Origin of the sequence: Amycolatopsis pretoriensis (assembly GCF_900107925.1) — a bacterium.
GTDB classification, from domain to species: domain Bacteria; phylum Actinomycetota; class Actinomycetes; order Mycobacteriales; family Pseudonocardiaceae; genus Amycolatopsis; species Amycolatopsis pretoriensis.
Window position 1 is genome coordinate 537,603 of sequence record NZ_FNUJ01000002.1, and the last position, 26,964, is coordinate 564,566.

The following is a 26,964-nucleotide window of genomic DNA, read 5'->3' on the forward strand; positions in this document are numbered from 1 at the left end:
AAGGGTCAGCGCATCGCGGCGATGAGGCTCGCCGGGCGCAGGTCGGTCCAGTTCTGCTCGACGTACTCCAGGCACGCGGCGCGGGTGTCCTCGCCGTGGACCTTCGTCCAGCCGGCCGGGACGTCCACGGTGGACGGCCAGAGCGAGTGCTGGTTCTCGGCGTTGACCAGGACCAGGAAGGTGCCGTTCTCGTCTTCGAAGGGGTTGGTCATGACTGCTTCTCCTCTGTGAGTGCGGCCCGGCCGAGTGCCGGGGTGGCGACGAGCAGGGCGAGCGCGACGAGCGCGACCGCGGCGTGGGCGAACATGGTGAGCGGGACACCGAGCGTCTCGACCAGCACGCCGATCAGCAGGTTGCCGATCGGGGTGGCGGCGAGGGTGAAGAGGGCGAGGATCGACATCACGCGGCCGCGCATCTCTTTCGTCGACCACCGCTGGGCGAGGCTCACGAGCACGAGCGCGGTGAGCCCGGCGACGAGGCCGAGGGTGAAGAAGGCGGCGATGCCGACGACGAGGTTCCCGGTGGCGAGCAGGGCGAGGCAGCCGACCTGCGCGGCGAGCCCCGCCGTCGCGAGCCGCCCGGCCTTTTCGCGCGGCGGCCACTTGACGGAGACGACGAAGGCGAGGGACGCGCCGAGCGTCATGGCGGTGAGCAGCCAGCCGGCGCCGGCCGTACCGCCCAGCAGGACCAGGCCGAGGTTGATCGGGCCGGCACCGCTGAGTTCGAGCAGGCCGGTGACGATCATGGCGGTCCGCAGGGCGGGCCGTTGCGCGACGTACCGGGCGCCTTCCGCTATTTCCCTGCCCAGTTCCCGGAGTTTGACGCGCTGCCGGGGTTCTTTGCTGGTGAGGGTCTTGGTATTGCCGGCGGCGATGGCGGAGATGCCGAAGCTGACCCCGTTGACGACGGCGACGGTGACGAGCCCGCCGAGCCCGGCCAGCCAGCTTCCCAGAGCGCCCCCGGCAGCTTGGCCACCTCGCACGGCGGCGAGGTAGACGGCGTTGCCGCGCACGAGGTGTTCGGGCGGCAGGAGGTTCGGCCGGAGGGCGTCGGAGGCCGGGATGAAGAAGGCACTGGCCACGGCCATGACGACGATGAGGGCGGTGAGCAGGGGCAGTTCGGGGCCGACGAGCAGGACCCCGGCGGCCCCGGCGAGCATGGCCCCGGCCCGGATGAGATCGGTGGTGACGAGGACCCGCCGCGGCCCGGCCCGATCGGCGACGGCGCCGCCGACGAGGAGGGTGAGGACCTTGGGCAGCGACCCGAGGGCAAGGACGAGACCGGCGAGGGTCGGACCGGCGGTGCCGACGAGGGTGACGGAGAGAGCGATCAGCCAGACGGCATCCCCGAAGGAGGAGAGGCCCATGGCGAGGACGAGCCCGAGGAAGGGAGCGGGAAGCCCCTTACCGGCCGCCGTCGTGTCGAGCGTCGCGAATGACTCATTCGGGACTTCTGAAGACCCGAATGAGTCATTCGCGACCTTCGGACCGGCCGTCATGACAGCACCTGCTCGCGGACCTGCTCCGCGCGGCCCGGGAACCACACGTCGTCCGGGGTGAGCGCGTCCGCGCGGTACTGGCCCAGCGCGCTCAGCAACAGCCGCAACTCCAACGCCAGCGCCTCCACGAACCGGACCAGCCCGTCCGAAGGGTCCGTGTCCACCGCCAGCAACGCCGCCCGGCCCAAGCCCGCCGCACGCGCCCCCAGTGCCAGCACCTTCGCGACCCGCGTCCCCTCCCACATCCGGCCCGATGCCAGCAGGCAGCCGGCCGGGGTTCCGATGCGGGACAAGCACTCCGCCAACGGCAGCCCGACCGAACCGAACGACAACGGCGCCCAGCCCGACCCGCCCTCGGCACCGTCCACGGTGACCGCCGAAGCACCGGCCGACCAAGCCACCGAAGCCGCGACACCGACGTCACGCCCGGGTGGGAGCTTCACCCACACCCCGGCGCGCGGGAAGTTGTTGCGCATCAAGCGGATCTGCTGCCGGAGGATCTCGTCGGTGAACGTTCCCGGCGAACTGCTCCGCAGCACCCGCGCACCCAGCGAAGCGTCCACTGTGTACAAATCCGAAAGCGAAGCGGCGTCGGCAGGAGAAACCAGCGTCATCCCACCGAGCCCCGGCTTCGCGCCCTGGCCGACCTTCAGCTCGAACGCCAGCCGTCCGGACTCCAGCAGCGGCAACGCCGACGGGTCCGAATACACCAGGTTCCACACCTCGGCGTCCGCGTCCTCCGTGCTCTGCTGGACGACCACGCCGCCGAGCCCGTCGGGCGCCGCGTCCGCGTACGCCCGCAGGCGCTCCAGGAGCGTCCCCGCCGACGCGCCGTCCACGCGGCCGTGGCCGTGCATCGGGACGACGTTCTCGCCGATCACCATCGGGATGCCGAGCCGCGCGGCCTGAGCCGACGCCGCCGCGCCGAGCCCGCGGCCCGCCACCTGCGTCGATCCGAACGCCGACAGGTACAGCGGCAGAGCCGAGGAAAACCCGCCGATCGACGTCGACAGCGCAACGTCGCCGTACAACGGTTCCCGGCCCAGCTCGATCAGCTTCTCCAGCCGCCGCGGCACGAACACCGGCGGCACCAGCCGCGCCTGCTCCAGCAGATCCGCGGAGTCGACCGGAGACCCGCCGAACAAGGAAGTCCCATAGGAAGAAGCGGGCGGGAACACCGCCGAAGCGCCATGCAAAGCGCGCTCCCGGACGAGATCGGCGGGGAAGCCCGAAGCCTGCAACGCGGTCACGGCGAGACCACCCCCGGCAGCTTCGGGAACGCCGTCGCCTGCCACACCGCGTCCAGCCCGGCCACGTACCGCGTGAACCGCTGGACGCCCAGCCCGAACCCGGCGCTGGCGGGGATGCCCGTGCGGACCAGGTCCAGGTACCACGCGTACTTCGCCGGGTTCTCCCCCGTCTCGCGCATCCGCGTGACGATCCGGCCGTAGTCGTGCTCGCGCTCGCTGCCGCTGCACAGCTCGCCGTACCCCTCGGGGGCGATCAGGTCGAAGTTGCGCAGAACACCCGGCGTGGAAACGCTTTCCCGGTCGTAGAACCCGCGCGAGCCCTTCGGGTAGTCGACCAGGAAGAACGGCCGCGCGTGCTTCTCCGACAGGATCGCCTCGCCCGCCCAGTCGATCTCGGCGTCCGCGCTCTGCGGGTGCCCGAGCTCGCGCAGCGTCTCGACGGCGGTGGCGTGCGACAGCCGGCCGAACGCCCCGCCGAGCAGGTCGGCGAACGCGCCCGAGTCGCGGCCGAGCGCCTCCAGCACGTCGCCCGCGTCCTCGACGACCCGGCGGACCACGTGCGCGACCAGGTCCTGCAGCAGGTCGAGCACGTCGTCGCGGGACGCGCCGGCGACCTCGACGTCGAGCTGGTGGAACTCGGCCAGGTGCCGGCTCGTGTTCGCCGTCTCCAAGGGTTCCAGCCGCACGTTCGGCGCGACGTAGAAGATCTTCGAGAATCCCAGCAGCGACGCCTGCTTGTACAGGATCGCGCTGGTCATCAGCTTGTACCGGTGGCCGTAGAAGTCGACGTCGACCTGCTTCGCGCCGCGGCCGCCGGGGTCGGTGACCGGGCCGATCACCGGGGGCAGCAGCTCGGTGAAGCCGCGGGCGGCGAGGAACGCGCGCGCCTCGGCGAGCATGCGGTGCTGCAGGCCCAGCACGTGCCGCGTGGTCTCCGAGGTCAGGTGCGTACGCGGGTCCGGCGGATCGGTGTACTCCATGGCGTTCTCACTCCCAAGCTGGTCGGTGCGGATCAGGACAGGACCGGGTCGAGCCTTCGGCGGTGGTAGGACAGGTCGGCGAGCAGCCGGGTCGCGGTGACCCGGTCGTGGCCGCGGCGGCCGCCGAGCGCGGCGGGCAGCGGCATCCGCCCGGTGTGCCACCACTGCAGGCGGCCGTCGTCGTCGAGCACGCACCGGGTTTCGCCGCCGTTGTCGGGGTGCAGGCAGTACGGGACGTCGAGCAGGCCGCGCTCGAACGCCGCCGGCAGCGCCTCGGCGAGCGTCGGCGCGAGCGAGCGCACCTCGTCGACGAGCAGCCGGGCCTGCAGGTACACCTCGGTGTCCCCCGGCGGCGGCGAAACCGGCGGCGGCTGGTCCAGCGCCGTCGTGTGCGCCAGCCGCAGCGCCTCGACGTTCTCCTCGACGGTCGGGATCCGGTGCGCCTCCGCGGTGGTCTTGACGATCAGCCGCTCGGTGCCGGTGCGCACGGCCAGCCGGACGCTCTCGGCGACCAGTTCCCGCGCCCCGGCCGCGGACTCCGGGAACAGGCCCATGTAGGTGTAGAGCACGACGTGGTGGTCCACGCCCGCCAGCTCTTCGGCGCACAGCCGCCGCATCGCCCACAGCGCTTCGGCGTCCTGCTCCGGGCTGGTCTGCTGCGCGTAGCTGGCCGACACGCTGCGCACGCCGTGTTCGGCGAAGAACAGGCACTCCAGCACCGACAGCGCGACCAGCAGCCCCGGTGGGCACAGCTGCCCGAGCATGCAGCCGCCGAAGCTCTCGAGGTGGCAGTCGACGGTCTGGCCGGCGAGCAGCGACGCCGACCGCGACCACGACTTCGCCGCCGTCCGCAGCGGGACGCTGCTGTAGGGCAGGCAGTAGGACACCGGCCCGCCCTCGGAGGCGTCGAGCCCGGCTTCGAGCATCGCGGCGAAGATGTCTTCCGGCTGGGCCGAACCGTGCCGCACCTGGACGGGAAAGCCGGGCAGGCCCGCCACCAGCTCGGCGGTGGCGGCCGGACCGAGGGCCACCAGCGGGTAGCCGTTGAGCGGGACGCCCGAGGCGATCGACATGGCGGCGAGGTCGTGCTGCCCGGTGCGGGTGTAGCTGTCCAGGGTCACGGTGCCCACGGCCGGCACGCCGGCCGCGGCCACCGCGCGCAGCCCGCGGCGCATCACGACGGGGTCGGAGAACCCCATCCGCGGCTGCACGACCAGCGTCCGGCGGCGCCGGTGCTCGGCCACGAAGCTGCTGAACACCGACCGGGCAGCGGTCACCGCAAGGTCCGGACGTTCGCGGCGACGAACTCGCGGAACGACTCGATCGCCTGGCCGGAGTCGCCGGCGCCGACGTGGAAGACCGCGTCGTAGCCCAGGGCCAGCAGCTCGGTCTCCAGCTCGGCGTCGGCGTCGCCCCGCACGCCCAGCTTGCCGCCGATGACGGCGGGCAGGCCGGCCAGCGCGGGGTCGGCGCGCAGGGCGGAGATCACCCGGGCGCCGTCGACGTGGCCGTGGCCGTTGATGGTGCTGATCACCAGGCAGTCGGGGCGCTCGTCCCGGCAGGCGGCGAGCAGCCGCTCCACCGGCACGCAGGCGCCGAGGTTGACGACCTCGTGGCCCATCTCCTCCATGATCAGCTGGAGGGCGACGAGGTTCCACATGTGCGAGTCGGACTGGACGCTGGACAGGACGAACTTGAGCGGGGACCCGGCGGCCACGCCGGGCCCGTCGGGGGTCTGCTCGATCTGGAACGTGGTCATCGTGCGTCGCTCCCTGTGCGTTCGGGGAACGTCCGCGGGGCGAGCCGCGAACTTCTCACGACGAATCGTCATCGGCGGACGGCCCGCGCACATGGGTGCGACGGACCCGCATTCCGGCGCCGCACCCGGCCCCCGGTCCGCCTCGCGCGCGGGTGACGCGGTCGCGCGCGCGACCGCGGAGTCAGGTGGGGGCGGGGTGCCCCGCACGGGGGATCGGCGGTGCCCGCACCCTCGTCAACCCCGGCCGGGCCCGCCCGCCGAGTGGACCAACCGCCACGTCCGAACGGCGCAACCACCCAGTCCGCGACCAGGCGTTTCCCCGGCGATGCCCCCATGAACCCCTAGAAAGCCCCCATGCCGCGCCGGAATGCGGGCGTAGCACCCCCATGTAACCCACGTCACCCGCTGGCATGCTCGAACCCGTGATTCCCCCGCAGCCGAACCCGGCGACCACGACGCTCCCGCCCACCTGGTGGGCGGCGGCGCTGACCACGCAGGAACGCCGCCCCGGCGGCGCCCGTCCCGCGTGGGTCGACTTCGCGGAAGCGGCACTTTCACGGGAAAGTGCCGACTTGGAGCTTTCACGTGAAAGCTCGCACTGGCGCACCGCCTTCGCCGCGGTGTTCCGTCCCTTCACCGACGCGGCCCGCGCCGCGATCGCCGGCGCCGCAGCGGCTTCGCCCGCCGTCGACGCCGCCGCGGTCGCCGACGGGTGCGCGACGCGGCTGGGCCACCAGCTCGCCGGGCTCGCCGCCCGCAGCCTGGTGCTCGAGCTGGGGCGGGCCCGGCGCGCGGGGATCCTGGCCGGAGACAGCGCGGAAGAGCGGTTCGCCGACTTCGTGCGGCGGACCGGCACCCCGGCCGGGCTCACCGAGCTGCTGCACCGCTACCCCGTGCTCGCCCGGCTCGCCGCGCAGGCGTCGCTGTACGCGATCGCGGCCGTCACCGAGCTGCTCGGCCGCTTCGACGCCGACCGCGCCGCGCTCACCGCGTTCACCGGTCCGGAGCCCGGCCCGCTGGTGGAGATCAGCGGCGGCACCGGCGACGCGCACCAGCGCGGCCGCTCGGTCCGGGAGCTGCGGTTCGCCGGCGGCGCGCGGGTGATCTACAAGCCGCGCCCGCTCGATCTGCACGCGGCGTTCACCGGCCTGGTCGAGTGGCTCAACCCGCGCGTGCCCGGCCTCGAGCTGAGCACGGTCGACGTCCTGGTGCGCCCCGGCTACGGCTGGCTGCGGTTCGTCGAGCACCGGCCGTGCGCCGACCTCACCGAGGTCGACCGGTTCTACCGCCGCCAGGGTGTGCTGCTCGCCCTGCTGCACGCCCTCGACGGCACCGACGTGCACTTCGAGAACATCATCGCCGCCGGCGACCAGCCCGTCCTGATCGACATCGAGACGCTCTTCCAGCCGGTGCTGCCCGCCGACGCGAGCGACGTCGACCCCGCGGCCGAGCTGCTCGCCCGGTCGGTGCACCGGACCATGCTGCTGCCGCAGATGATCGTCGGCGAGCACGGCGCGGTCGACATCTCCGGCCTCGGCGGCGGCCGCGCGGCGGCCCCGGCGCTCACCCGCGTCGACTGGCTCGACGCCGGCACCGACCGGATGCGGCTGACCCGGGTGCCCGGCGGTGTCGGCACCGGCGTCAACCGGCCCACCCTCGGCGGCGTCGACGTCGAACCGGCCGAGCACGGCGCCGCGCTGCTGGCCGGGTTCCGCGCCGGGTACGACGCCATCGCCGCCGGCGCGGCCGAGTTCGGGTCGCTGCTCGACCGCTGCGCCGACGCCGGGATCCGCGTCCTGGTCCGCCCGACCAGCTTCTACACGCGGCTGCTCGACGAGACCACGCACCCGTCGCTGCTGGCCGACGCGGCCGCGCGCGACGACGCTTTCGGGCTGCTGCACGACGACAGCACCGACGACGTCCGCCGCGGGCTGGTCGCCGCCGAGCTGACCGACCTGTGGGCGGGCGACGTCCCGATGTTCACCGGCCGGCCCGGCAGCACGGACCTCTGGGACGCCGAAGGCACCCAGCTGCCCGGGCTGCTGGCCGAACCGCCGCTGGAGACGGTCCGCGCGAAGGTCGCCGGGATGACCACGATCGACCGCCGGGACCAGGAGTGGCTGATCTCCGCCGCGCTGGCCACCCGGCCCGCCGCCGAGACCCACACCGGCACCGGGGTCACCGACCCCGTCCTGCCGAGCAAGAGCCCCGAACCGGCGCACCTGCTCTCGGCCGCCTGCGGCATCGCCGACGCGATCGTCGCCCGCGCGGCCTCCGGCGGCGGGCGCGTCAACTGGGTCGGGCTGGAGCTCGTCGACGAGAAGTACTGGACCGTGCTGCCGATGGGCGCCGGGCTCGGCGAGGGCTACACCGGGGTCGCGCTGTTCCTGGCCCAGCTGGCCGAGCTGACCGGCATCGACCGCTACCGCGAACTGGCCGGGAAGGCGCTTTCCGGGCTGCCCGGGCTCGTCTCCGCGCTGGAGGCCGACCCGGACCTGGCCGCGGCGGCCGGTCCCGGCGGGCTGCTCGGTCTCGGCGGCGTCGCCTACGCGGCGGCGCGGCTTTCGCGGCTGCTCGACCGGCCCGACCTGCTGGACCTGAGTGCCCGCACCGTTGCCGTGATGCCGGCCCCGACGCCCGAGACGTCCCCGCGCTACACCACCGGGCTGGCCGGCGGGCTCGTCGCGCTGCGCTCGGTCGCCACCCAGACCGGCCTCGCCACCGCCACCCTGCTGGCCGACGCCTACGCGGCCGAGCTCGCCGTCCGCTCGATCGACCCCGACCTCGCCGACCCCGGGTTCGCGCACGGCGCGGCCGGCGTCGACTGGGCCCTGGCCGGCTACCCGCGCGAAACCGCGACCCTGCCGCCGGCGAAGACCGCGACCGGGCACGGCTGGTGCTCCGGCCTGGCCGGCCAGGTGCTCGCCTACTCCGGCGACCCCGCCGTGCTGGGCCTCGACGAGCAGGTCGCGGCGCTGGCCGGCCAGGACCCGCTGCGCGACCTGAGCCTGTGCCACGGCGAAACCGGCATCACCGACGTCCTCGGCTTCCTCGCCGAAGCCGGCCACGAGGGTGCCGCTGCCGCGGTCGCCACCCGCACCGGGCAGCTGCTCACCGCCGTCGAACAGGACGGCGCCCGCTGCGGCACGCCCGACGGCGTCGCCTCCCCCGGCCTGCTGACCGGCCTGGCCGGCATCGGCTACGGCCTGCTGCGCCTCGGCTTCGGCCGGCGCGTCCCGTCCGCCCTGCTCTTGCAACCCCCGACCCGCTGATCAGTCCCCACCCGAGGAGAGAACGAAACGATGCGCGAAACCACCGCCGAGACCGTCGAAGCCACCATCGGTGCCCTGGTGCTCCCCCGCGCGAACCGCGCCGGCGCCCGCAACCAGGCGCTGGCCGGCACCCGGCCCCGGGTCTCCGGGTCGACCCTCGACACGCTCGGTGGCCCCACCGTGGTCACCAACGGCACCTTCGCCCTCTGACGTCCCCTCCCCCTCCCCCGATCGCGACCGAAAGCGGAGAACACGCCATGAGCGAGCACGACTTCACCGGCACGGACAACCCCGTCGGCGACCCCACCCTCCCGGCGCCGACCCGGACCGGCGCCCGCAACCGCGCTCTCGCCGGCCGGACCGCGCGGCTGAGCCACCACGGCGCCGACACCCTCGACATCACGCCCGTCTTCACCGTCAGCATCGGTTTCGCCGAATAACCCTGCCCGACCCAGCACTACCGAGAGTGGAGCCACCAGCATGACCGAGCACGACTTCGCCGGCACGGACAACCCGATCGGCGACTTGACCCTCCCGACGTCGGCCCGCACGGGCGCCCGCAACCACGCTCTGTCCGGCCGGGCGGCGCGGGTCAGCCAGAACTCCCTGACCACGATGGACATCACGGTCGTCACGGGCGGTTTCACCGAACAGTGAGACATCCCGGCGTCGGTAATTCGACCTACGTCCGGAGGTGGCCAGTCCGGTTATAGTGACCGCGATGGGCATCCGATCGACGCGCCTGATCGGGCGCGACAGGGAGCTCGGCGCGCTGTCCCAGGCTCTGGAGAAGGCCCGCACCGACCACGGTGGGGCCTTCTTCCTTGTCGGTGAAGGCGGGATCGGGAAGTCCCGGCTCGCCGCCGACGTCGCCTCGCGGGCGTTGGCGACCGGGCTCCCGGTGCTACGCGGACGAGCCAGCTCGATCGGCCCGATGGTGCCGTTCCGTCCCCTCGCCGAAGCCCTGTTGTCGCACTTCCGCGGCGGCCTGCCGCCCGCCGCGCCCGAACTCGACCCGCTCGTGCCGGTGCTCGCGCGGCTCGTGCCCGACTGGTACCGCGGCGACCGTCCACACGACAACGGCAACCTCCTGGTCCTGGCCGAAGCGGTGTTCCGGCTGCTGTCGGTCGCCGGGCGCGACGGCGGCTGCCTGATCGTGCTGGAGGACCTCCACAACGCCGACGCGGAGACGCTGTTCATCGTCGAGTACCTAGTGGACAACCTCGCGTCCAGCCGCGTGATGCTGATCGGCACCCTGCGCGGCGAACCGGGCGAGGCGCTGCGGCTGGCCTCGGCCGCGGCGCAACGCTCGTCCAGCCACACCTTCGAACTGTCCCGGCTGGACGCCGAACGCACCCGTGAGTTCGCGGCCGCCTGCCTGGAAACCGAGCCGGCCTCGGTACCCGCCGCCGTCGCGAACCTGTTGTGGCAGAACAGCGAGGGCGTGCCGTTCGTCGTCGAGGAGCTGCTGCACGGCATGCTCGGCGACGGCCTGCTCGTCGGCGGGCCGGGCGGCTGGCAGGTCGTCGGCGAGCTGCAGGCCCGCGTGCCGGAGGCGCTGATCAGCAGCATCGCCGCCCGCGTCGACGCGCTCGGCGAAGACGGCGAGACGCTGCTGTCGGTCGCCGCCGTGCTCGGCCGGCGATTCCCGCTGTCGGTCGTGCAGGCGGTGACCGACATGGACGACCGCATGCTGCACAACCACATCAGCGCGAGCGTCGCCGCGCACCTGGTCACCACCGACGAGACCACGCCCGGCTGGTACGCCTTCCGCCACCCGCTGACCGCCGAGGCGCTGCTGGCCCGGCTGGTGCCGTCGACGAAGGCGAACCTCGCGCGCCGGGCCGCCGACGCCGTCGAGCAGCTGCACCCCGGCCTGCCCGGCGAGCTGTGCGCGCTGGCCGCGGCGCTGCGGCTGACGGCGATGGACCACCCCGGCGCCGGGCGGCTGTTCGCCGAGGCCGGCCGGCGCGCGCTCGACGGCGGCGCGGCCGACACGGCGGTGACGATGCTGACCCGCGCCGTCGAACTGCTGGCCACGGCGAGTCCCGACGACCGGGCGGACGCCCTGGAGTCCCTGCTGCACGCGCTCGGCCAGACCGGGCAGTTCGACCGGGCCGTCGAGTTCTCCGCCCGGTTCGCCGAGATCGGCCGGCTCGAACGGGCCGTCGACCTGCACATCCAGCTGGCGTGGGCGGCCTACATCGGCGGCCGCCACGACGAGTGCCTCAACCAGATCGAGCAGGCCCGCGCCCCCCTCGGCGGCGAGATGACCGAAGAGCAGAAGGCGGGTCTCGACGCCGTCGAAGCGACGCTGTGGCTCGACATCCCCGGCCCGGCGCACACCGAGCGGGCCCGGAAGCTGGCCGAGCAGGCGTGGGAGGTCGCCGAACGCGCCGGCGTGCCGTTCGTGTCGTGCCAGGCGCTGCAGGTGCTCGGCATGGTGGCGCTGGAGTCGGACCTGGCCGAGGCCGAGCGGTGCCTGCAGCTGGCGCGGCGGCTGGCCGAGCGCCACCAGCTGACGCACCTGCGCACCCAGGTGCTGGTCCGCCTCGGCGGGCACCGGATGCTCGCCGAGGGCGACATCCGGACGTTCGACCTGGCCCGCGCGGAGGCCCAGCGCACCGGCGCGATCACGCTGACCTGCGCGGTCGACGCGAGCCTCGCGGTGCACGCGGTGATGCGGAGCGACTTCGCGCAGGCCGACCGCATCCTGGACGAGAACCTCGCGGTGCTCGGCCGGCTCCGGCTGGTCGCGCTGCTGCAGTACACGCACATGACGCGCGCGATGGTGGCCGCGCACCAGGCTGACCGGCCGCGGATGGAGCGCGCGCTCGAGGAATTCCGCGCCGAAGGCGGCGCGACGGCGCAGGAGCTCGTGCTGAGCGTCGGGCTGGCCCAGGTGTTCTGTTCCCTGCTGGAGGAGGACGCCGAACGCGCCCGCCGCGAGCTGGCGCAGGTGCTGGCGTTGGAAGAGCGTCAGCCGAGCCGCTTCCACCTTGCGGGCCAGCACGGCCTGCGGCTGCTGGTGGAGGCACTCGACGGCACACCGCCGCCGGACCGGCCCCCGGCGGCCGTGAGCGGCATGCGCTGGAACCGCCAGTTCGTGCTGCTGGGCGACGCGGTCCGCCACGGCCGCGCGGGATCGGTGGACCTCGCCGATCAGGCCGTGGCCGCGGCGATCGAGACGGCGGCCCCGTTCCCGGTGAGCCGCCACCTGGGACTGCGCATGGTGGCCGAGTCCGCCGCGGCCGACGGCTGGGGCAACCCGGTGACGTGGCTCAAGGAGGCCGAGGAGTTCTTCCACCAGGCCGAGGTGAGCGCGGTGGCGAGCGCGTGCCGCGGGCTGCTGCGCAAGATCGGCGCCCCGGTCGGCCAGCGCCGCACGGGCTCGGACCGCCTCCCGGCGGAGCTGCGCTCGGCGGGCGTGACGGTCCGCGAGTACGAGGTGCTGCAGCTGCTGGCCGACAACATGGGCAACAAGGACATCGCCCGGCGGCTGCACATTTCCCCGCGCACGGTGGAAAAGCACGTGGCGAGCCTGATGGCGAAGTCCAATTTGGAGAACCGCAGCGCGTTGACCGAGTACGCGCGCAACACTCCACAGTAGACTCAGGCCCCTCCCGCCAGGTCACTCAGCGGATCGAGGTGCTCCGGGGTCCAGCCCAGCTCGCGCCGCGCCTTGGCCGACGTCAACTGCTGGTCGAGGGCGAAGGCGTCGGCGATCGGGCCCATCCGCTCGCGGGCCTCGTCCAGCGTGATGGAGACGGTCTTGCCGGCCAGTCCCGCGGCGCGGGCGCACGCCTCGGCGACGTCCTTGGCCGTCGGGTCGACGCCGCCGACGCCGAGGTAGACCGAGCCGGCCGGCGCCGACAGCGCGGCCGCGTAGAGCCGGGCCAGGTCGTCGAGGTGGATCAGGGCCCAGTGGTTGGCGCCGTCGCCGAGGTACGGGATCGCGCCGCTTTCCTTGCCCGGCTGGACGAAGAAGACGTCGATCAGGCGGTTGTCGCCGCCGTAGAGGAGGCCGGGCTGGACGACGACCGGCCGTCCACCGCTCTCGGCGCGGGCCAGCACGGCGTCTTCGACGGCCTTGCGCCAGGCCACGACGGGCGGCGGGTTCCAGGCGGCCGTCTCGTCCTGGACGCCGTCGGTGTCGCCGTAGACCCAGCTGCCGCCGGTGTGCACATAGGTGCCGCCGCCGACGCCGTCCTGCAGGGCGGTGGCCGCGGCGAGGTCCTCTTCGCCGCTGGTGGCCTGGGCCAGGTGGATCACGGCTTGCGCGCGGGCGGCGGCGTGGTTGAGCACGTCGAGGTCGGCCAGGCCGCCCCGGACGGCCGTCGCCCCGGCGGCGGCCACGGTCCGCTCGGCGCGGTCGCTGCGCGCGAGCGCCTCGACGGTGTGCCCGAGCCGGACGAGTTCGGCGATCGTCGCGCGGCCGATGTAACCGGAGCCACCGGTGAGGAAGACCTTCATCGCTGTCCTTTCGTTGCGGTGTCTGCGCTTTCCAGCGTGTCCCGCGGCGGTCGGGCGCGTCCAAGACCCGTTGCGCGCGCAGTGATGCCCGCGCGGCATCACCGAGGACCTGCGATGATCGGAGCGAGACAGGAGGTGGCACGCCGGCGTGGATCTCGACCTGCGAAAGCTGCGGTACTTCGTCGCCGTGGCCGAAGAGCTGCACTTCGGGCGCGCCGCCGCGCGGCTGCACATCGCCCAGCCCGCCCTCTCCCGCCAGATCCGGGCCCTCGAAGACGAGCTGAAGACCGTCCTGTTCCTCCGGGACCGCCGCGGCACGGTCCTGACCCCGGCGGGCGAACAGCTCCTCGACGACGCCCGCGGCCTGCTCTCCGCCGCCGACGCGGTCCGACGGCGGCTCGCCGCGGCGGCCAAGCCCGTGCTCACCGTCGGTTTCATGCCGGGCATCGTCGTCACCCCGGCGGTGCGGGTGCTGGCCCGGCGGGAGCCGGACCTCACCGTCCGGCTGCTGCGCACCAGCTGGCACGACCAGGTCGAGGTCCTGCACGACGGCCGGGTGGACGTCGGCGTCGTGCGGCTGCCGTTCGACCGGCGCGGGCTGACCGTCCGGCCGCTGTTCGAGGAACCGCGCGTCGTCACCGTGCCGGCCGGGCACCGCCTGGCGGGCAAGGAATCCGTGTCGGTCACCGAACTCGCCGACGAGCACCTGCTGCAGGACCCCGACGCCGTCCCCGAGTGGCGGGACATCGCCGTCGAGCTGCGCGGCGCCGAGCGGGCCGAGGTCCCGCCGATCCACAGCGTCGAGGAGAAGCTGGAGCTGGTGGCGGCCGAGGCGGGGATCAGCATCATCCCCGCGTCGACGGCGGCGTTCTACACCCGGCCGGACGTGGTGGCCGTCCCGGTGGCGGACATCGCGCCGAACCGGGTGTGCTTGGCGTGGCTCGCCTCGCGGCGCTCAGGGTCGATCGAGGCGTTCGTCGAAGCCGCGGCGACCCTGATCCCCCACGAGAGCTGACCGACCCGCACTCGCCGCGGCCAGCCGCTCCCGGACCCGCGCGTGGCGGAACACCTGCCCGACAACGCACCGAACACCGTGCGCCTGGCCTGGCTGGCCTCGCGGCGCTCACGGTCGATCGAGGCGTTCGTCGAAGCCGCGGCGACCCTAGTCCCTCACGACGGCTGATCGGCCGGCACCCTCTGACCTTCTGTGGACAAGCGCCACTTTCACGTGAAAGTGGCGCTTGTCCACAGACGTTGCGGCCGAGGCGTTCGTCGACGCCGCGGCGACCCTGGTCCCCCACGAGAGCTGACCCCTCAAGCGCCCTCCACCGCACCCGGCGGCAGGAACTCGACGTCGTGCAAGGCCGACAGCCGGACCACCTCGGCCGGGTCCGTGAGGTCGTGCAGCCGGTCGAACAGCTGCGCCAGCCGCCCGGCCGGGCTCACCCAGAACAAGCCGCGCGTGATGCCCTCGCCGCGGTTGTAGTAGGCGTGCGGGAGGCCCTTCGGCATCCGCACGGTGTCCCCCGGCCCCGCGGTCTCCCACTGGCCGTCGAGGTAAAGGGTGAACACGCCTTCGAGGACGTGGATGTGCTCGTCCTGGGTCGGGTGCACGTGCGGCGGGACACCGGTGCCCGGTGGGTCGTACGTCTCGAACGCGAAGCTCGACTCGCTCGCCGCCTTCAGGGAGTACCGGTGGCCGAGCACGTTCCACACCTTGCCCTCCCCCGCCGGCGTGATCCCCTTCGGCAGCGGGCCCAGCACGATTTCCTCGCCGGTCATGGCTTCTCCTCCTGGTCGGCCTCGGCCAGCCGCTCCTGGACGCGGGCGTGGCGGAACTGGTACACCCCGCCCGCCTGGCGGAGCACGCCGCGGCGGTGGGCGTCGTCGAGGAAGTGCATCAGGCGCCACGGCACCCTGCCGGTCGCCGCGAGCCAGACGTGGTGGACGAAGTAGTTGCCCCACGCCCGCGTCACCAGCACCGCCAGGCCGATGCCCGTACCGAAGCACACGCCGGCCACGAACGGCAGCACCGGGTTCGTCGCGGGCGGGAACACCTGGCCACCCGCGATCGCGCCCGCCAGGCCGTAGCTCACCGCCGCGACGCCGCGGGCCATGAACCAGCCGAACGACGCGCCCGCCAGCCCGCCGGCGACGGCCAGCGCCAGGTCGTACCGGCCGTCCAGCACCGGCAGGAACCGCGTGTTCGCGGTGAACGCGAACGCCATCCCGTCGAACAACCCCAGCGACACCAGGAAGGACACCGACAACGCGATCGCGCCGGTGCGCTCGTTGCGCAGGATCGTCCGCGGGCTCGACACGCGGCTGGCGTCGACCGGCTTGGCGAGCCACACGTGCACCGCGAACACCAGGCCGAACACCAGCGCCAGGAACACGACCAGCCCGGTGGCCAGCGACCAGCCCAGGCCGAGCAGCACCCCCACGACGGCCCCGATCGCGAACCGGCCGGCGAACTTCCGGGCGGCTCCGGCGAACCGCACCTCGGTGCGCAACGGCTCGGGCGCGCGTCCGAAGCGGTGCGTCAGGTACGCGGCGCCCCCGAACGAGACGCCGTAGATCGCGGCCAGCGCCGGACCGTCGTCGACCCAGCCGGTGACGACGAAGAACACCGCGACCAGCACGCCGGCCAGCCCGGACCGGGTCCACGCCGGCACCGCCCGGTACAGCTGCCACCACGCCAGGTCGCGGCTGCGCGTCCGTTCGAGGTGCCGCGCCAGGAAACCCAGCCAGCGCGTCGCCTGCGCCGCGGTGTACCGCCCGGACGGGCTCGTCTGCGGGTTCCGGCCCGGCGGCTGCGGCACCTGCGCGTAGGCGTTGGGGACGAACGAATCGAGCAGCTGCCCTTCGAGCGCCTCGACGTCCGAAGCGCCGAGCAGCTCCGCGGGATCCGCGCCGGGCCGGCCGTAGCCGATCCGCGCGAGGTCGACCATCAACGGCGTCCGCAGCACCCGGGCCAGGGCCGCGTCCGGCTCGCGGCGCAGCCGCTCGGCCACCGGGCCCCAGCGGTCCCGGCCGTCCCGCGCGGACAGGTACGTGATCGCCTCCTGCCGGGCGACCGGTTCGAGCCGCACGACCGTGGCCGCGCCCAGCACCGCGCCGGCCTCGCGCACGACCTGGTCGTACTCGGCGGAGCGGCACGTCAGCACCAGCGCGCGGCCCGCGCCCATGGTCTGGTCCAAGGCGTCGAGCGCCGCGACGCGCAGGTCGGCCGGCATCTCGTCGAGGCCGTCGAGCACCGGGAGGACGTGCCCGCCGAGGACGAGCCGGGTGGGGGCGTCGCGCCCGTACTCGCGCGTGTTGAGCAGGGCCGGGTGGTCGTCGGCGAGCCGGGTCGCGAGCCACCGGTCCAAGTGGTCGCGGCGCGGATCCCAGGACGCCAGCGAAAGCAGGACCGGCACGGGACCGCCCGCCGCGCGGGCACGCAGCAGGTCCAGCGTCAGCATCAGGGCGAGCACCGACTTCCCGGAGCCGGGTTCGCCGAGGACGACCAGCTGCGGCACGGGCAACGCCGTGAAGGTCTCCGCGATGTCGTCGAGCTCGCCGCGCGGGTTTCCGCGCCGGGCCGACCAGCGCAGGACGATCGGCTGCGGCCGGTGCAGCGACCGCAGCTCGGCTTCCGCGCGCCACTGCCACGTGACGGCTTCGGCCAGCTCGGTGACCGCCCGGTCGAAGGAATGGTGTTCCGGCGCCGGTTCGGGTTCATCGGCGGTGGCTTCGGTGAGAATCTGCTCGTGCAGCCGCCGCAGCTCGGGATTCGGGTCGACGCCGAGCTCGTCGGCCAGCCGCCGGCGCAGGCCGTGGAACAACGTCGACGCTTCGGCGTACCGCCCCTCCTTCGCGAGCGCGCGCATCAGGAGCAGGTGGGACAGCTCGCGCATCGGGTGCTCGCCGCAGAACTCGGTCAGCTCGCGGACGACCTCGCCCGTTTCGCCGAGCCGCAGCCGCCATTCGGCGCAGAGCTCCACGGCGTCGGCACGCTGCTCGTCGAGCACCGCGGCCCGGCCGGCCAGCGTCGTCGTCCGCAGCCCGTCGAGCGCCGGGCCGCGCCACAACGCGAGCGCCGCCCCGATTTCGTCGACGGCGTCGGCGAATTTCGCCTGCCCGGCCAGCCCGCGCGCGGCGGCGACGTGCCGGCGGAAGCGGAGGGAGTCGAGGTCGTCGGCGTCGGCCTGCAGGCGGTACCCGGGGCCGTCGGTGACGATCGCCGCGCCGTCCTCGCCGAGCCGGGCCCGCAGCGCGGAAACGCAGTTGCGCACCTGCTTCACGGCGGTCGCGGGCGGCTCGTCCTCCCAGAGCGCGTCGATCAGGCGCTCCACCGGGACGACGGAGTTCGGGCTGAGCAGCAGCGCGGCGAGCGCGCGCTGCTGGCGCGGGCTCGCCAGGGTGACCCGTTCCCCGGACACGCGCACTTCCAGCGTCCCGAGCACCCGGAACCTCATCGCATCCCCCTTGTCCCGCAAGGCCGGCACCGCCCGCCTCGGCCCCGAAACGCGCAGGTCGCACCCCGGATGCCGGCGCGAGGACGAAACGAGGACGGCGTCGGGAACCCTAGGGGCACGGCGAAAGAGGGGGAATGCCGGGGCGACCCGGTGGCGGGCGCGTCGTTGGGGGTCGCGCCCTCCACCGGGCTAGCGCCCGAACACCTCGGCCGCGAACCCCGCCGTCTTGGCGGACGTCACGAGCTCGTCCGCGCGGGCGGCCGGGAGCAGCACGAGCGGGTAGCAGTCGGACTCGATGTCGAGGACGGCGAGCGCGGTTCCCGTGCCGAGCAAGCGCTCCCCCGCCGTCTCGAGGAACTCGTACGTCGGCAGTTCGCTTGCCGCCAGCGACGTCCACAGCTCGTCCGCCGCCGGTGCGGACCGCAACACGCGCAGCTGACCGGCGATCTCGCCGGGGGCTTCCTTCCAGTCGACCTCGGCCAGCAGGCCGTGGTCGTCCAGGGAGTCCACGAGCGCGATCCAGGCGAGCAAGGGGAAGGGCTCGTCGATGCCGCGGTTGTCGAGCCGGTCGGCGTGCTCGGAGACGTAGGCGTCCGGGTCGTCGTGGGCGGCGGCCGCGCGGGTGGCGACCTCCGGGACGTCCGGGGCCAGCAGGGTGGCCACCGCTACGAGCGCGTCGCGAGCCGGTGTGGTCATCGATGTCCTCCGAGAGAGCCGGGGGTGGATCCGGGGCATGATCGCACCATGACTTCCCCTCGCCGTGACGGCGACACGTGGGACCTGGCGTCCAGTGTCGGCGCGACCGCGACCCTGGCCGCGATGACCCGGGCGATCGCGACCCGCGACGCACTCCTCGCCGACCCGTTCGCCGAACCGCTCGTCCGCGCGGTCGGCATCGATCTGCTCACCCGGCTGGCGACGGGCGACGAGCCACCCGGCGAGCTGGTCGGACGGGCCGCGATCGACGGCGCCGCGGTGCGCACCCGGTTCTACGACGGGTTCTTCCTCGACGCCGGCCTCGCGCAGGTGGTGATCTTGGCTTCGGGGCTGGATTCCCGCGCGTACCGGTTGCGCTGGCCGGCCGGGACGGTGGTGTACGAGCTGGACCGGCCCGAGGTCGTCGAGTTCAAGACGCGCACGCTGGCCGGGCTCGGCGCCGAGCCGACCGCGGAAAGGCGCGTGGTGGCGGCCGACCTGCGCGACGACTGGCCGACGTCCCTGCGCGCGGCGGGGTTCGACCCGGCGCGGCCGACGGCGTGGAGTGCGGAGGGACTGCTGGGTTACCTGCCGCCGGAGGCGCAGGACCGGTTGCTGGACACGATCACCGAGCTGAGCGCGCCGGGCAGCCGGGTGGCCACCGAGAGCCGGCCCACCCCGCGCCCGGGTGAGGAGGACCGGACGAAGCAGAGCTTGAACCGCATTTCGGAACTCTTCCGGTCGGCGAACTTCGACCCGGACATGGCCAAGCTGCGCTACTTCGGCGAGCGCAACGAGGCCGCGCCGTACTTGGTGGGACTCGGCTGGGAGGTCGCGGGGCGGACGGTTCGGGAGCTGTTGGCGGAGTACGGCCTGCCGCCGCTCGAGCAGGACGCCTTGCGGATGGCCGACGTGCGGTACGTCCGGGGCACGTTGGGCGTGACCGCGGGGTAGCCACGCGTCAGCGGAAGCGGGTCCGCAGCTCCCCGAGGCCGTCGATGCGGGTGGTCAGCACGTCGTCCGCGGTCAAGTACCGCGGGGGCGTCCGGCGGTTGCCCACCCCCGCCGGCGTGCCCGTGAAGATCAAGTCACCCGGCAGAAGCGGGCACACCGCCGACAACCGCGCCACCAGCTCCGGGACTCCGAAGATCATGTCCGCGATCGACGCCTTCTGGACCACCTCGTCCCCCAGCAGGCACGAAATCTCGGCGTCCGCGGCGAGCTCGCTGACCAGGTGCGGGCCGGTCGGGCCGAACCCCGGGAACGACTTCGCCAGCGAGAACTGCGGCGGCTTCCCCAGCGCCTGGACCCGCCGCTCCGACAAGTCCTGTCCGACCGTGTACCCCGCGACGTGCGAAAGCGCCTGCTCCGAGCGAATCCGGTGGCCGCCGCGGCCGATCACCGCCACCAGTTCGGCTTCCCAGTCGACGCGGTCGCCCGGCAGCTCGACCGTCTCGTCCGGACCCGCGATGCACGTCGGGAACTTGGTGAACACCAACGGGTCCGCGGGCGGCTCGTACCCGGCTTCGGCCGCGTGCGGCGGGTAGTTGAGCGCCACCGCGAAGACCTGCCGGGGCCGCGGCACCGGCGGCCCCACCAGCGCCGGGTCGTACGGGCTGCCCGCCGGGGTCACCGACCGCGCCCACGCCGAGAACGCCGGCCAGTCCGCCAGGACGTCCATCGGATCAGGGCCGAAACCACCCGCCTCGAAGACGTCCAACGCGCGGTCGCCGAAGATCAACGCGGCGCGGCCGTCGAGGTTGGCCAGCCGCATCACTCCGCCCACGGCGCGCCGTACGCGTCTTCCCACGAGACGACCCGGTTGCGCAGCACCCCGAGCTTCTCGATCTCGGCCTCGACCACGTCCCCGGGCTTCAGGTAGTGCGCGAACGGGTCGTCGGTGCTCGCCGCGACGCCGGCCACCGTGCCGGTCGTGATCAGGTCGCCCGCGCTGTAGACCTGCGGCGAGTGGTACGCGACCAGCTCCGGGATCGTCACGGACATCTTCGCGGTGTTCGACTTCTGCCGCACCTGGCCGTTCACCCGCAGCTCCATGTCCAGGTCGTGCGGGTCGCCGACCTCGTCCGCGGTGACGATGTACGGGCCGATCGGGCAGAACGTGTCGATCGCCTTCGAGAACGAGAACACCCCCGACTCCATCTCGCGGCGCTGGATGTCGCGGGCGGTGATGTCGTTGAAGATCAGGTACCCGGCGATGTGCTCGGCCGCCTGTTCGGCGCCGAAGAACTTGCCCGGCTTCCCGATCACGACGGCCATTTCGAGCTCGTAGTCCAGCTCGTTCGTCAGGTGCGCCGGGTACACGACCGGGTCGCCGGGGCCGATGATCGCGTCGACGTTCTGGAAGAACACGATGCCCTTGTTCACCGGGTGCGACCAGTTGACGCGGGCGAGGTCGTCGTGGTGCTCCCGGAAGTTCCCCGCCGTGTGGAAGAACTTCTTCGGCACGATCGGGGCGCGCAGGCGCACCTCGGACGCCCGGAAGCGGCGCCCGGTCTCGGGCACGCTCCCGCCGCGTTCGAAGAACTCGCGCGCCGACGCGGTGTCGAGTTCCAGGACGAGGTCGTCGGCGAGACGGCCGACCAGGCCGTCGTCGAAGGTCACGAGCTTCACGGCTGCTCCACGGGGACGGTGACTCGGAAGACGCGCAGCTGCAGCGCCAGCGTCGCGTAGTAGCCCACCAGCGTGGTCAGCTCGACGGCCACGCGGTTGCCAATGGTTGGCACGGTCTCGGCGTAGGTCACGTCGTCGACATCACCCTCCAGCAGTGCGTCCACGAACCGCAGGGCCGCCGCTTCGACGGCGGAGAGGTCGTCCGGCAGCGTCCCCGCCGCGAGCTGGGCATCCGTGACGCCGACGGCGCGCGCGGCGGGCTCGTGCGCGTACCGCTCGAACGCGCAGTCCCAGTGCGCCGCGACGGCCAGGATCGCCAGCTCCCGCACCCGGTCGCCCAGCGCGGTCTCGTACCGGACGGCCGCACCGAGCCGTTGCAGGGCTTGCCCGGCCGGCGGGGCGAACAGCATCGCGTTGAACGGCCCGGTCAGCGCCCCCTCGGCGTCGGTGAGGGGGAACGGGCCGCCCGCGCGGGGTCCGCCGGCGATGGCGTCGTAGAGCTCGCGCTGGTCGTCGGTCAGGGAAGCCGGAGTCAGCCGCGGCAGTCTCGTCATGTCCCCGATCCCAGCAGTGCCCCACCAGGACGAGCGCCGGTCTGCCATTGAATGGAACGTCCGTTCCCGGTCGGCGACAGCGGCGCTTAGCGTCGCCGTCACATCGGGAGCAGGGAGCGGGAGTGGACTGGCTGGGTCTTCGGGGCAAGGGCGCGCTGGTCGCGGGCGCGGGCGGGATCGGCGCCGCGGCCGCCCGCGCGCTCGCCGACGCCGGGGCCGACGTGGTCGTCGCCGACCGCGACCCCCGGCGGCTCGCCGACCTGGGCCTGCGCACCCTCGAAGCCGACCTCACCGACGCCGGCGGCGCCCGGGACTGCGTCACCCGCGCCGACGAACTGCTGGGCCGGCTCGACATCTTCGTCCACGCGGTCGGCGTCAACGACCGGCGCCCGGTCCTCGACACGCCCGACGACGTCTGGCGCCGGATCCTCTCGGTCAACGCCGACAGCGCGTTCTGGACCGGCCGGGCCGCGGGCGAGCTGATGGTCACCCGCGGGTACGGCCGGATCGTCTACCTGTCCTCGGTGTCCGGCCTGCTCGCCCACCCGCACCACGCGCCCTACGCGGCCAGCAAGGGCGCCGTCGACCAGCTCTGCCGGGTGATGGCCCGCGAGTGGGCCGCGTCCGGCGTCACGGTCAACGCCGTCGCGCCCGGCTACACCGAAACCGGCCTGACCCGCGACCACCTCGAGAGACCCGGTGTGCGCGACGGCCTCACCGCGCTCGTCCCGGCCGGCCGGCTCGGCACGCCCGAAGACCTGACCGGCCCGATCCTGTTCCTCTGTTCCGACCAAGCCGCCTTCGTCACGGGACACGTCCTGTACGCCGACGGCGGCCGCACCCTCGTCTGAAGGAGTCCTTCGTGCGTTTCACCGGCAAGACCGTCCTCGTCACCGGCGCCGGCACCGGGTTCGGTGCCGAGATCGCCGTGCGCGCCGCCCGCGAGGGCGCCGACGTCGCCGTGCACTACCGCGGCTCGCGCGCCGGCGCCGAGCGCACCGCGGCCCGCGTGGAAGAGCTGGGGCGCAAGGCGTTCCTCGTCCAGGCGGACATCTCCGAGCACGCGCAGATCCGGCGGCTGGCCGACGAGGCGTGGAGCCACTTCGGCCGGGTCGACGTGGCGATCAACAACGTCGGCGACGTCGCCCGCGACCAGATGTCGTGGCGGGACCTCACCGAGGAGTCCGTCGACCACGTCCTGGCCGTCGACATCAAGGGCACGCTCCTGTGCACGCACGAGTTCGGCGACCGGATGCTGACCCAGGGCGGCGGCGCGATCGTGAACATCGGCTCGACCGTCGTCGCGCGCGGCAGCGCCCGCGCCCCGCAGTACGCGGCGGCGAAGGCCGGGATCATCGGCCTGACCAAGTCCTACGCGCACGCCTTCGCCCCCACCGTGCGGGTGAACGTGTTCGCGCCCGGGTTCATCGAGACCGAAGCCACGCTCGGCCGCGAGGACTGGCGGAGCGGCCGCGCGGAGAAGCTGCGGGACGCGACGCCGATGGGCCGCATCCCGAAGCCCGAAGAACTGGCCGGGGCGGCGCTGTTCCTTGCCACCGAGGACGCCGGGCACATCACCGGCGGGTTCCTGGTCGCCGACGGCGGCTACACCATGCTGGGGGCGTGATGGCCGCCCGAGTGGTCTTCACCGGCGGCCGCGTCTTCGACGGCAGCGGCTCCCCGGCGGTCCCCGCCGACGTCGTCGTCCGCGGCGACCGGATCGAGCACGTGGGCACCGGCATCGAGCCCGCGCCGGACGACCGGGTGGTCGACTGCCGCGGCGCGACGGTCATGCCCGGGCTGGTCGAGTCGCACTGCCACCTGACGTTCCCCTCGGCGGTCGGGCACCTCGACCCGTCGTTCAACCCGCCGGTCGACGTGAGCTTCTTCCACCACCTGCCGAGCCCGGACGAGCACCTCGCGCTCGCCGAGCGCAACGCCCGGATCCTCCTCGACCACGGCTTCACCAGCGCCTACTCCGCGGGGTCGTTGACACCGGTGCCCACCGAAGTCCGGCTGCGCGACCGCATCGCCGCCGGACTGGCCGCCGGGCCCCGGCTGCGGGCGGCGTCGTTCGAACGGGACAACAACCCGGTGCGGCTGGGCCCGGACGGCCCGGCCCCGCAGGAAACCGGCCCGGACGCCGTGCGCGCGTTCGTGCGGGAGCAGGCCGAACTCGGCTTCGACAGCGTGAAACTGCTGATGAGCAACGACGACGTCTTCTTCGAAGGCGGCTCGATGGTCACCCAGTACAGCGCGGAAGAGGCGAACGCGGCCGGCGAGCAGGCACGCGAGTCCGGCGTCTGGCTCAACTGCCACGCCCAGTCACCCGAGTCGATCAAACTGGCCGTGCGGGCCGGATTCCGCTCGATCTACCACTGCTCCTACGCCGACCCCGAAGCCATCGATCTGCTGGAGCAGCACAAGGATTCGATCTTCCTGTCCCCCGCCGTCGGCATCATGTGGGCCAACGTCCACGAGGGCGCGGAGTTCGGCATCGACGCGGAGAAGACCGGCTCGGTGAGGTCACTGGCCGCGATGGAACAGCTGTACCCGGAGCTGCGCAAGCGCGGCCTGCGGGTACTGCCCGGCGGCGACTACGGGTTCCCGAACAACCCCATCGGACGCAACGCGCGGGACCTGGAGCTGTTCGTCCGGCTCTTCGGCTACTCCCCCGCCGAAGCGTTGCGCGCCACGACGTTCCACGGTGGACAGGTGATGAACCTGCCGGTCGGGCTGCTCACCGAGGGCTACTTCGCGGACGTCCTCGTCGTCCGCGGCGATCCGACCGCGGACGTCACGCTGCTGCAGGACCCGGCCAACCTCGAAGTGATCATGCAGGGCGGGCGGTTCCACAAGGCGGCCACGTGATCTACCGCGAGGTGCCGGGGTTCCGGCCGCTGGAACTGGAACTGTCCGGACCGGACGACCCGGTCGCGACGATCGTGTACCTGCACGGCGGCGGCTGGCGGCGCGGCTCCCGGCTTCATTCGTTGCCGGGCTTCGAGCACCTGACCGACGAGCTGGTGGCGCACGGGTTCCGGGTCGCCGCGGCCGACTACCGGCTCAGCGGCGAGGCGACCTTTCCCGCGCCGCTGGACGACGTCCGGGCGGCGATCGAGTCCGTCCGCGACGGCAAGCCCGTCTTCGTCTGGGGCGAGTCGGCCGGCGCGCACCTCGGCCTGCTGGCCGCGCTCACCGGGTCCACAGTGGACGCCGTGGTGGCGTGGTTCCCGCCGACCGACCTGCTCGGCCTGACCGGCGACGTCTCGCGCGAGACGTCGCTGCTGGGGGCACCGCCGGATTCGGTACCGGACCTCGCGCGGGCGGCGAGTCCGGTGACGCACGCCCACGCCGGCGCGCCGCCGGTCCTGCTGATGCACGGTTCGGACGACGACCTGGTGCCCGCGTCGCAGAGCGTCCGGCTCGCCGGCGCCCTGCGCGACGCGGGCGCGCCGGTGGAGCTGCACCTGGTCCCCGGCGCCCGGCACCGCTGGATCGGCGCCGATCCGGCGGCCGTCGTCGCCACCTCCGTCAAGTTCCTGCGGGCCGCACTGACCCGCTGACGTGCCCGAGCGGGAACAGCGGGTCCGCGGTGCCGCCCGGCCGGTCCTCCGGGTGGGCTTCGACGGCCGCCATGGACGACGGCAGCTCGATCGGCAACCGGCCCTCGGCTTTCGCGTGACCGAAAACGACGTCGAGGACGGCGTCGTCGGCCGCGCCGAAGTCGGCCAGCAACGCGGCGGCGTGCTCGGCGAGTTCGGGCACGACGGCCGCCCGGTCCAGGAAGACGTCGACGACCGTCGGGACGGTGGTCATGAGCGCGCGCAGACGATCGCTCGCCTCCCGGGGCAGGTCGAGCCGCCCCTGGTGGAAGAACGCCTCCGGGAGCCGGGGCCTCGGTTCGTACGGTGCGTCGATCCGCACGACCGCGGCATCAGCTTCGGCCGGAGAGTCCACAATGGACGTGTAGCGGGCGGCGACCGCGGGGTCGATTCCCTCGACGTACAACCGTATTCCGCGGTGCAGCGGCAGGGAGCCGGAGAGCAGGACCATCGACCGGCGTTGCGCGTCGGCTCCGGCGGCGGTGAAGTCGGGCCGGCCGACGGTGGCGACCGCGTGCGTCTCGTCGACGTACGGATTCTCGAACAGTCCCAGCCGGAACATCAGCGCCAGGACGCGCCCGGCGGACTCGTCGAGCCGCGTCTCGGGCACGCTGCCCGCCTCGACGAGGCCGACGAGGACGTCCGGGCACCACTCGCCGCCGAACTGGTCGACGCCCGCGTCGAGCAGCCGGAGCACGCGCCCGGCGACGTCGAGGTCTTCCGCGCCCCACGCGCGGGCGGGCCAGACCGAGCCGTCCGGCAGCGTCACGTCGGTGAGCAGCCCGAAGTCGGTGCAGACCAGGCCGTCGAAGCCCTCGTCGCGGCGCAGCTGGCCGGCGATCACCTCGCGGTCGAAGGCGAACCCGACCCCGGCGAGGCCGGGTACGTCGACCGGGCGGCCGTAGTACGGCATCACCGCGGCCGCGCCGGCTGCCAGTGCCGGGCGGAAGACGGCCCGGTGCTCGTCGTAGCGCCCGTCGGGGTAGACCTGGTCCTTGCCGGACGCGAAGTGCGCGTCCTCGCCGCCGGCCTGCGGACCGGCGCCCGGCCAGTGCTTGACCATCGCCGCGACCGAGTCCGGGCCGAGTTCGTTGCCCTGCAGGCCTTCCACGTACGCGGCGGCCAGCCGGGCGACGACGTCCGGGTCGGCGCCGAAGGTGCCCGAGGTGCGACACCAGCGTGGTTCGGTCGCGAGGTCGGCCATCGGGTGCAGCGCCAGCCGGATCCCGACCGCCGCGTACTCGGCGCGAACGGTTTCGGCGAAGGCCCGCACGGCGTGTTCGTCGGCGAGCGCGCCGAAGCCGAGCGGTTCGGGCCAGCGCGAGCAGCCGCCGGACGCTACCGACGTGAGCGGGTTGTCGTTCGCCGAGTGCCGCGGATCCGACGAGACGAGCACCGGGATGCCCAGCCGGCTGTGGGCCGCGAGCCGCTGGATTTCGTTGTGCCAGCGGGACAACGGGCCGGCCGACACCGGCGCCATCAGTGAGAGGCAGCGGAGGTTTTTGTCCCGCAGGACTTCCGTCGTCGGCGCGGTGGGCAGGGGGCCGGCCGGGTCTTCGACGAACCCACCATCGGGGCGGACGGCGACGGGGGCGTGGAAGAGCAGCCCGGCCTTCTCCGGCACGGTCATCCGGCCGAGGAGGTCGCGGACGCGGTCGCCGACCGGTCGCGCCGGGTCCTGGTAGGGGAACATGCGGCCGAGCATGCCGACCGGTTCGGGTGGAGCCCATCGAGGTGCCATTGAATGGCAAGTGGTGCGGCTACGGGTACTTCATCGCGTGCCCGG

25 protein-coding genes are annotated in these 26,964 nt (G+C 73.4%); 11 read left to right on the top strand and 14 right to left on the bottom strand.

The window, feature by feature from the left end:
• Positions 1–5: 5 nt before the first annotated feature.
• From BLV96_RS09380 to BLV96_RS09405, 6 genes are all read right to left on the bottom strand, one after another.
• Positions 6–212 (bottom strand): MbtH family protein, encoded by a 207-nt coding sequence (locus BLV96_RS09380; protein WP_086683923.1) that lies wholly within the window; start codon positions 210–212, stop codon positions 6–8.
• Positions 209–1,366, bottom strand: coding sequence for an MFS transporter (locus BLV96_RS09385; RefSeq protein ID WP_158104233.1), 1,158 nt, complete (start codon positions 1,364–1,366; stop codon positions 209–211). The genes BLV96_RS09380 and BLV96_RS09385 overlap by 4 nt, the downstream gene beginning before the upstream one ends.
• A gap of 128 nt (positions 1,367–1,494) precedes the next feature.
• A complete protein-coding gene (locus tag BLV96_RS09390; protein ID WP_086683929.1) occupies positions 1,495–2,748 on the bottom strand; it encodes a glutamate synthase-related protein in 1,254 nt (417 codons plus the stop codon).
• Positions 2,745–3,728 carry an asparagine synthetase A gene (locus BLV96_RS09395; protein ID WP_086683932.1) on the bottom strand — a complete coding sequence of 328 codons (984 nt, stop codon included), beginning with the start codon at positions 3,726–3,728 and terminating at the stop codon, positions 2,745–2,747. Before BLV96_RS09395 ends, BLV96_RS09390 begins: the two co-directional genes overlap by 4 nt.
• 32 nt (positions 3,729–3,760) lie before the next feature.
• Positions 3,761–5,005 carry a methylaspartate mutase gene (locus BLV96_RS09400; protein ID WP_086683935.1) on the bottom strand — a complete coding sequence of 415 codons (1,245 nt, stop codon included), beginning with the start codon at positions 5,003–5,005 and terminating at the stop codon, positions 3,761–3,763.
• A complete protein-coding gene (locus BLV96_RS09405) occupies positions 5,002–5,487 on the bottom strand; it encodes a cobalamin B12-binding domain-containing protein (RefSeq protein WP_086683938.1) in 486 nt (161 codons plus the stop codon). The genes BLV96_RS09400 and BLV96_RS09405 overlap by 4 nt, the downstream gene beginning before the upstream one ends.
• 422 nt (positions 5,488–5,909) lie before the next feature.
• On the opposite strand from BLV96_RS09405, the gene BLV96_RS09410 reads away from it, so the two are divergent.
• From BLV96_RS09410 to BLV96_RS09425, 5 genes are all read left to right on the top strand, one after another.
• Positions 5,910–8,759, top strand: coding sequence for a type 2 lanthipeptide synthetase LanM family protein (locus BLV96_RS09410; protein WP_244180116.1), 2,850 nt, complete (start codon positions 5,910–5,912; stop codon positions 8,757–8,759).
• Between the two features lie 30 nt (positions 8,760–8,789).
• Positions 8,790–8,969 (top strand): hypothetical protein, encoded by a 180-nt coding sequence (locus BLV96_RS09415; protein ID WP_086678255.1) that lies wholly within the window; start codon positions 8,790–8,792, stop codon positions 8,967–8,969.
• A 47-nt stretch (positions 8,970–9,016) separates the two neighbouring features.
• Positions 9,017–9,199 carry a hypothetical protein gene (locus BLV96_RS09420; RefSeq protein ID WP_086678256.1) on the top strand — a complete coding sequence of 61 codons (183 nt, stop codon included), beginning with the start codon at positions 9,017–9,019 and terminating at the stop codon, positions 9,197–9,199.
• A 40-nt stretch (positions 9,200–9,239) separates the two neighbouring features.
• On the top strand, positions 9,240–9,416 hold the full coding sequence (locus BLV96_RS49730; protein WP_158104171.1) for a hypothetical protein: 177 nt from the start codon (positions 9,240–9,242) through the stop codon (positions 9,414–9,416).
• Between the two features lie 64 nt (positions 9,417–9,480).
• A complete protein-coding gene (locus BLV96_RS09425; RefSeq protein ID WP_086678257.1) occupies positions 9,481–12,369 on the top strand; it encodes a helix-turn-helix transcriptional regulator in 2,889 nt (962 codons plus the stop codon).
• Positions 12,370–12,371: 2 nt separating this feature from the next.
• Here the strand turns inward: BLV96_RS09425 and BLV96_RS09430 are convergent, their stop codons facing one another.
• The gene (locus tag BLV96_RS09430; protein WP_086678258.1) at positions 12,372–13,232 is read right to left on the bottom strand and encodes an NAD-dependent epimerase/dehydratase family protein; all 861 of its coding nucleotides are present in this window, start codon (positions 13,230–13,232) and stop codon (positions 12,372–12,374) included.
• Positions 13,233–13,380: 148 nt separating this feature from the next.
• Here BLV96_RS09430 and BLV96_RS09435 point away from each other — a divergent pair, with 148 nt between their 5' ends.
• A complete protein-coding gene (locus tag BLV96_RS09435; RefSeq protein ID WP_086678259.1) occupies positions 13,381–14,247 on the top strand; it encodes a LysR family transcriptional regulator in 867 nt (288 codons plus the stop codon).
• A gap of 299 nt (positions 14,248–14,546) precedes the next feature.
• Here the strand turns inward: BLV96_RS09435 and BLV96_RS09440 are convergent, their stop codons facing one another.
• From BLV96_RS09440 to BLV96_RS09450, 3 genes are all read right to left on the bottom strand, one after another.
• On the bottom strand, positions 14,547–15,014 hold the full coding sequence (locus BLV96_RS09440) for a cupin domain-containing protein (protein WP_086678260.1): 468 nt from the start codon (positions 15,012–15,014) through the stop codon (positions 14,547–14,549).
• Positions 15,011–17,692 carry a BTAD domain-containing putative transcriptional regulator gene (locus BLV96_RS09445; RefSeq protein ID WP_086678261.1) on the bottom strand — a complete coding sequence of 894 codons (2,682 nt, stop codon included), beginning with the start codon at positions 17,690–17,692 and terminating at the stop codon, positions 15,011–15,013. The genes BLV96_RS09440 and BLV96_RS09445 overlap by 4 nt, the downstream gene beginning before the upstream one ends.
• Positions 17,693–17,881: 189 nt before the next feature.
• Complete coding sequence (locus tag BLV96_RS09450; RefSeq protein ID WP_086678262.1) at positions 17,882–18,388, bottom strand: DUF6630 family protein; 507 nt, start codon at positions 18,386–18,388, stop codon at positions 17,882–17,884.
• Positions 18,389–18,436: 48 nt separating this feature from the next.
• Here BLV96_RS09450 and BLV96_RS09455 point away from each other — a divergent pair, with 48 nt between their 5' ends.
• Complete coding sequence (locus BLV96_RS09455; RefSeq protein ID WP_086678263.1) at positions 18,437–19,342, top strand: SAM-dependent methyltransferase; 906 nt, start codon at positions 18,437–18,439, stop codon at positions 19,340–19,342.
• A 7-nt stretch (positions 19,343–19,349) separates the two neighbouring features.
• Here BLV96_RS09455 and BLV96_RS09460 read toward each other — a convergent pair whose 3' ends face one another.
• The 3 genes from BLV96_RS09460 to BLV96_RS09470 are packed head-to-tail and all read right to left on the bottom strand — an operon-like array spanning position 19,350 to position 21,573.
• A complete protein-coding gene (locus BLV96_RS09460) occupies positions 19,350–20,162 on the bottom strand; it encodes a fumarylacetoacetate hydrolase family protein (RefSeq protein ID WP_086678264.1) in 813 nt (270 codons plus the stop codon).
• Positions 20,162–21,019 carry a fumarylacetoacetate hydrolase family protein gene (locus BLV96_RS09465; RefSeq protein WP_086678265.1) on the bottom strand — a complete coding sequence of 286 codons (858 nt, stop codon included), beginning with the start codon at positions 21,017–21,019 and terminating at the stop codon, positions 20,162–20,164. Before BLV96_RS09465 ends, BLV96_RS09460 begins: the two co-directional genes overlap by 1 nt.
• A complete protein-coding gene (locus BLV96_RS09470; protein ID WP_086678266.1) occupies positions 21,016–21,573 on the bottom strand; it encodes a carboxymuconolactone decarboxylase family protein in 558 nt (185 codons plus the stop codon). The genes BLV96_RS09465 and BLV96_RS09470 overlap by 4 nt, the downstream gene beginning before the upstream one ends.
• Positions 21,574–21,695: 122 nt before the next feature.
• Here BLV96_RS09470 and BLV96_RS09475 point away from each other — a divergent pair, with 122 nt between their 5' ends.
• From BLV96_RS09475 to BLV96_RS09490, 4 genes are read left to right on the top strand one after another with little or no spacing between them, the layout of a single operon-like run.
• Positions 21,696–22,424 (top strand): SDR family NAD(P)-dependent oxidoreductase, encoded by a 729-nt coding sequence (locus tag BLV96_RS09475; protein ID WP_086678267.1) that lies wholly within the window; start codon positions 21,696–21,698, stop codon positions 22,422–22,424.
• A gap of 11 nt (positions 22,425–22,435) precedes the next feature.
• The gene (locus BLV96_RS09480; RefSeq protein WP_208608183.1) at positions 22,436–23,200 is read left to right on the top strand and encodes an SDR family NAD(P)-dependent oxidoreductase; all 765 of its coding nucleotides are present in this window, start codon (positions 22,436–22,438) and stop codon (positions 23,198–23,200) included.
• Positions 23,200–24,444, top strand: a complete 1,245-nt coding sequence (locus BLV96_RS09485; RefSeq protein WP_086678268.1) for an amidohydrolase family protein — start codon at positions 23,200–23,202, stop codon at positions 24,442–24,444. The genes BLV96_RS09480 and BLV96_RS09485 overlap by 1 nt, the downstream gene beginning before the upstream one ends.
• Entirely contained in the window at positions 24,441–25,139 is a 699-nt protein-coding gene (locus tag BLV96_RS09490; RefSeq protein WP_086678269.1) for an alpha/beta hydrolase, read from the top strand. Before BLV96_RS09485 ends, BLV96_RS09490 begins: the two co-directional genes overlap by 4 nt.
• Here the strand turns inward: BLV96_RS09490 and BLV96_RS09495 are convergent.
• Entirely contained in the window at positions 25,108–26,871 is a 1,764-nt protein-coding gene (locus tag BLV96_RS09495) for a glycoside hydrolase family 3 protein (protein WP_086678271.1), read from the bottom strand. The genes BLV96_RS09490 and BLV96_RS09495 overlap by 32 nt on opposite strands.
• Between the last annotated feature and the right edge of the window lie 93 nt (positions 26,872–26,964).

Excerpts from the sequence above, each read along its gene's own strand:
- BLV96_RS09380 (WP_086683923.1), bottom strand. The coding sequence starts at position 212 with ATGACCAACCCCTTCGAAGACGAGAACGGCACCTTCCTGGTCCTGGTC.
- BLV96_RS09385 (WP_158104233.1), bottom strand. The coding sequence starts at position 1,366 with ATGGGCCTCTCCTCCTTCGGGGATGCCGTCTGGCTGATCGCTCTCTCC.
- BLV96_RS09395 (WP_086683932.1), bottom strand. The coding sequence starts at position 3,728 with ATGGAGTACACCGATCCGCCGGACCCGCGTACGCACCTGACCTCGGAG.
- BLV96_RS09405 (WP_086683938.1), bottom strand. The coding sequence starts at position 5,487 with ATGACCACGTTCCAGATCGAGCAGACCCCCGACGGGCCCGGCGTGGCC.
- BLV96_RS09415 (WP_086678255.1), top strand. The coding sequence starts at position 8,790 with ATGCGCGAAACCACCGCCGAGACCGTCGAAGCCACCATCGGTGCCCTG.
- BLV96_RS09420 (WP_086678256.1), top strand. The coding sequence starts at position 9,017 with ATGAGCGAGCACGACTTCACCGGCACGGACAACCCCGTCGGCGACCCC.
- BLV96_RS49730 (WP_158104171.1), top strand. The coding sequence starts at position 9,240 with ATGACCGAGCACGACTTCGCCGGCACGGACAACCCGATCGGCGACTTG.
- BLV96_RS09425 (WP_086678257.1), top strand. The coding sequence starts at position 9,481 with ATGGGCATCCGATCGACGCGCCTGATCGGGCGCGACAGGGAGCTCGGC.
- BLV96_RS09430 (WP_086678258.1), bottom strand. The coding sequence starts at position 13,232 with ATGAAGGTCTTCCTCACCGGTGGCTCCGGTTACATCGGCCGCGCGACG.
- BLV96_RS09440 (WP_086678260.1), bottom strand. The coding sequence starts at position 15,014 with ATGACCGGCGAGGAAATCGTGCTGGGCCCGCTGCCGAAGGGGATCACG.
- BLV96_RS09445 (WP_086678261.1), bottom strand. The coding sequence starts at position 17,692 with ATGAGGTTCCGGGTGCTCGGGACGCTGGAAGTGCGCGTGTCCGGGGAA.
- BLV96_RS09450 (WP_086678262.1), bottom strand. The coding sequence starts at position 18,388 with ATGACCACACCGGCTCGCGACGCGCTCGTAGCGGTGGCCACCCTGCTG.
- BLV96_RS09455 (WP_086678263.1), top strand. The coding sequence starts at position 18,437 with ATGACTTCCCCTCGCCGTGACGGCGACACGTGGGACCTGGCGTCCAGT.
- BLV96_RS09460 (WP_086678264.1), bottom strand. The coding sequence starts at position 20,162 with ATGCGGCTGGCCAACCTCGACGGCCGCGCCGCGTTGATCTTCGGCGAC.
- BLV96_RS09470 (WP_086678266.1), bottom strand. The coding sequence starts at position 21,573 with ATGACGAGACTGCCGCGGCTGACTCCGGCTTCCCTGACCGACGACCAG.
- BLV96_RS09485 (WP_086678268.1), top strand. The coding sequence starts at position 23,200 with ATGGCCGCCCGAGTGGTCTTCACCGGCGGCCGCGTCTTCGACGGCAGC.
- BLV96_RS09495 (WP_086678271.1), bottom strand. The coding sequence starts at position 26,871 with ATGTTCCCCTACCAGGACCCGGCGCGACCGGTCGGCGACCGCGTCCGC.